Annotated in this window: 3 protein-coding genes; all 3 read left to right on the top strand. The window is 66.1% G+C overall.

The window, feature by feature from the left end; translation table 11 throughout:
• Window positions 1–625 precede the first annotated feature (625 nt).
• The 3 genes from rpsL to fusA are packed head-to-tail and all read left to right on the top strand — an operon-like array spanning window position 626 to window position 3,620.
• Entirely contained in the window at window positions 626–997 is a 372-nt protein-coding gene (gene rpsL, locus Q0112_RS08995; RefSeq protein WP_297974180.1) for a 30S ribosomal protein S12, read from the top strand.
• Window positions 998–1,008: 11 nt separating this feature from the next.
• Window positions 1,009–1,479: a 30S ribosomal protein S7 gene (gene rpsG / locus Q0112_RS08990; RefSeq protein ID WP_297974172.1), complete on the top strand. Its 471-nt coding sequence runs from the start codon at window positions 1,009–1,011 to the stop codon at window positions 1,477–1,479.
• 23 nt (window positions 1,480–1,502) lie between these two features.
• Window positions 1,503–3,620 (top strand): elongation factor G, encoded by a 2,118-nt coding sequence (gene fusA, locus Q0112_RS08985; protein WP_297974169.1) that lies wholly within the window; start codon window positions 1,503–1,505, stop codon window positions 3,618–3,620.
• Window positions 3,621–3,697 lie beyond the last annotated feature (77 nt).

The following is a 3,697-nucleotide window of genomic DNA, read 5'->3' as shown; positions in this document are numbered from 1 at the left end:
CGATCGTGCCGATGTTCACGTGCGGCTTCGTGCGCTCAAACTTTGCCTTCGCCATCCTTGGCTTTCCCTTGTTCGGGCCACCGGGACCCCCTTCCGCGAATGGGCGCGAGATAAGGGCAATCGGGTGAAAACGCAAGAACGAGCGGGGCGCGGCGCCCGGCGGCCGCCCCGGGCACATGCGCAATCGGGATTTCGCGCGCGAAACTATAGCTATCCCATTGATGCAGAAAGGATTCGTCGGGTTAAAACTTCGTTACTCGGCCTGCGGACCGGGATCGCCCACACTCCTCTTATATATGGGCGCAGCGAGCCTCGATGCGGCGGCGGAGCAAGCGTCGGGCGGCCGGGCGGGATGCGGCGGTGAAAAAGCGCGGGCAGGGGGGACGGACGTGTGTTGACAAGGGGAAACGATCCCCCTAGGTTCCGCGCGCTTCCGGGGGCCCCTTGTTCCTCGGACCAAGCCTTGAACTGGCGGTCACGACTCGGGCCTCATGCCCCAGTCCTCTGGAATTTCGCCGCGACGGAACCGAGGGCGGTTTCGGGCGCGGCATTTTTGGCATTCGCGTGCGACGGCGTGCGTGGGGGCCGCGAACGAAACGGATGGATAGACGGGGTTGAGACTCGAATGCCAACGATCCAACAGCTGATCCGCAAGCCGCGGCAGCCGCGCGTGGTGCGCAGCAAGTCGATGCACCTGCAGGGAAGCCCGCAGAAGCGCGGCGTCTGCACGCGCGTCTATACCACGACGCCGAAGAAGCCGAACTCGGCCATGCGCAAGGTCGCCAAGGTCAGGCTGACCAACGGCTTCGAGGTCATCAGCTACATCCCCGGCGAGAGCCACAACCTGCAGGAGCACTCGGTGGTGCTGATCCGCGGCGGCCGCGTGAAGGACCTGCCCGGCGTGCGCTACCACATCCTGCGCGGCGTGCTCGACACCCAGGGCGTCAAGAACCGCAAGCAGCGCCGCTCGAAGTACGGCGCGAAGCGGCCGAAGTGAGGAACTAGACCATGTCCCGTCGTCACAGCGCCGAGCGGCGCGAGATCCTGCCGGACGCCAAGTTCGGCGACAAGGTCGTCACCAAGTTCATGAACAACCTGATGCACGACGGCAAGAAGTCGGTCGCCGAGTCGATCGTCTACGGCGCCTTCGGCCGCGTCGAGCAGAAGCTGCGCAAGGCGCCGGTCGAGGTGTTCCACGAGGCGCTCGACAACGTGAAGCCCTCGGTCGAGGTCCGCTCCCGCCGCGTCGGCGGCGCCACCTACCAGGTGCCGGTCGAGGTGCGCCCGGAGCGCCGCGAGGCGCTGGCGATCCGCTGGCTGATCAAGGCCGCGCGCGCCCGCAACGAGCACACGATGGAGGAGCGCCTCGCCGGCGAGTTGCTCGACGCCGCGAACATGCGCGGCGCCGCGGTGAAGAAGCGCGAAGACACCCACAAGATGGCCGATGCCAACAAGGCGTTCAGCCACTACCGCTGGTAACGCCAAGGTTCAGGACGACCAAGATGCCCCGCGAATATCCCCTCGACCGCTACCGCAACTTCGGGATCATGGCGCATATCGACGCCGGGAAGACCACGACGACGGAGCGGATCCTGTTCTACACCGGCAAGAGCCACAAGCTCGGCGAGGTGCATGACGGCGCCGCGACCATGGACTGGATGGAGCAGGAGCAGGAGCGCGGCATCACCATCACCTCGGCGGCGACGACGACCTTCTGGGAGCGCACCTCGGACGGCAAGACCCCGGAGACGGCGAAGCACCGCTTCAACATCATCGACACCCCCGGCCACGTCGACTTCACCATCGAGGTCGAGCGCAGCCTCGCCGTGCTCGACGGCGCGGTATGCGTGCTCGACGCCAACGCCGGCGTGGAGCCGCAGACCGAGACGGTCTGGCGGCAGGCCGACCGCTACCACGTGCCGCGCATCGTCTTCGTCAACAAGATGGACAAGATCGGTGCCGACTTCTTCAACTGCGTGAAGATGATCAAGGACCGGACCGGCGCCATGCCCTGCCCGGTGCAGCTGCCGATCGGCTCGGAGAGCGCCTTCATCGGCCAGGTCGACCTCATCACCATGGAGGAGTGGACCTGGACCGGCGAGGACCTCGGCGCCACCTGGACCCGGCAGCCGGTGCGCGAGGAGCTCCGGGCCAAGGCCGAGGAGATGCGCGCGACCATGGTCGAGCTCGCCGTCGAGATGGACGACGCGGCGATGGAGGCCTACCTCGAGGGCGAGGAGCCGGACGTCGAGACGCTCAGGAAGCTGATCCGCAAGGGCACGCTGGCGATGAAGTTCGTCCCCGTCATCTGCGGCTCCTCGTTCAAGAACAAGGGCGTGCAGCCGATGCTGAACGCCGTCATCGACTTCCTGCCGAGCCCGCTCGACGTGCCCGCCTACATGGGCTTCAAGCCCGGCGACGAGACCGAGACCCGCGACATCGCCCGCTCGGCCGACGACGCCCAGCCCTTCGCTGGCCTCGCGTTCAAGATCATGAACGACCCCTTCGTCGGCTCGCTCACCTTCACCCGCATCTATTCCGGCACCCTGAAGAAGGGCGACCAGATGCTGAACTCCACCAAGGAGAAGCGCGAGCGGGTCGGGCGGATGATGATGATGCACTCGGTCAACCGCGAGGAGATCGAGGAGGCCTTTGCCGGCGACATCATCGCGCTTGCCGGGCTGAAGGACACGACGACCGGCGACACGCTCTGCGATCCGCAGAAGCCGGTGGTGCTCGAGACGATGACCTTCCCCGAGCCGGTGATCGAGATCGCCATCGAGCCGAAGACCAAGAACGACCAGGAGAAGATGAGCCAGGGCCTGCAGCGGCTCGCGGCCGAGGATCCCTCGTTCCGGGTGGAGACGGACATCGAGTCGGGCCAGACGATCATGAAGGGGATGGGCGAGCTGCATCTCGACATCCTGGTCGACCGGCTGAAGCGCGAGTTCAAGGTCGAGGCCAACATCGGCGCGCCGCAGGTGGCCTATCGCGAGACGATCACCCGCAAGGCCGAGATCGACTATACGCACAAGAAGCAGACCGGCGGCTCCGGCCAGTTCGCCCGCATCAAGCTCGAGATCGAGCCGACCGCGCCGGGCGAGGGCTATTCGTTCGAGAACCGCATCGTCGGCGGCGTGGTGCCGAAGGAGTACGTCCCGGGCGTCGAGAAGGGCATCAAGTCGGTGATGGATTCGGGGCCGCTCGCCGGCTTCCCGGTCATCGACTTCAAGGTGGCGCTGGTCGACGGCGCCTACCACGACGTCGACTCGAGCGTGCTCGCCTTCGAGATCGCCGCCCGCGCCGCCATGCGCGAGGGGCTGAAGAAGGCCGGCGCCAAGCTGCTCGAGCCGATCATGAAGGTCGAGGTCGTCACGCCCGACGAATACACCGGCGGCATCATCGGCGACCTGACCAGCCGCCGCGGCCAGGTGCAGGGCCAGGACACCCGCGGCAACGCCATCGCGATCAACGCCATGGTGCCGCTGGCGAACATGTTCGGCTACATCAACACGCTGCGCTCGATGTCGAGCGGACGGGCTGTCTTCACCATGCAGTTCGACCACTACGACACGGTGCCGCAGAACATTTCCGACGAGATCCAGGCGAAGTTCGCCTGACCAGAGGCATGACGGGCTCCGGGCCCGGAGAAGGAGACCATCATGGCGAAGGCAAAGTTTGAGCGCACGAAGCCGCA

This window comes from uncultured Amaricoccus sp. (assembly GCF_937858865.1).
Classification (GTDB): domain Bacteria; phylum Pseudomonadota; class Alphaproteobacteria; order Rhodobacterales; family Rhodobacteraceae; genus Amaricoccus.
The sequence above is the reverse complement of the archived record's forward strand: the minus strand, read 5'-3'. Positions and strand labels throughout refer to the sequence as shown.